General features: G+C 69.2%; 1 protein-coding gene. It reads right to left on the bottom strand.

Features of this window, described 5'->3' with window-relative positions; translation table 11 throughout:
* Window positions 1–293: uroporphyrinogen-III synthase (locus tag C5L13_RS28555; protein ID WP_205836906.1), on the bottom strand; the 293-nt coding region annotated here is incomplete at its 3' end.
* Between the last annotated feature and the right edge of the window lie 100 nt (window positions 294–393).

The following is a 393-nucleotide window of genomic DNA, read 5'->3' as shown; positions in this document are numbered from 1 at the left end:
ACCCCGTGCGTGGCAAGCGCCTGTGCGCTCGCGGGCCCCACTACTGCCACCGGTACTTCCTGCGGCCAGCGGAAGCCTTCCGGCATGGCGGAAAATGCCTGCTGCACGGCGTTGGGGCTGACGAACACGACCAGCGCATAGCGCGACGGATCGCCCAGCGCGGCACGCAAGTCGTCGAGATTGGGCGTCGGCGCAATGTCGAGCAGCGGAAACTGGTGCGTGCGCAGGCCGTGGCGCTCAAGCGCCGCCACCAGCATGGGCGCCTGTGCGCGCGGACGCGTGACCACCACCACGGGCGGGGTTGCCGATTGAACAGGCGGCGTGCTGGAAGCGGGCGACGATGGTGACAAGCGCGGTGGCAAGTGGTCGTCCATGGCGAGCCGTGGGATTCAG

Origin of the sequence: Neorhizobium alkalisoli (assembly GCF_002968635.1) — a bacterium.
GTDB lineage: Bacteria > Pseudomonadota > Alphaproteobacteria > Rhizobiales > Rhizobiaceae > Neorhizobium > Neorhizobium alkalisoli.
The sequence above is the reverse complement of the archived record's forward strand: the minus strand, read 5'-3'. Positions and strand labels throughout refer to the sequence as shown.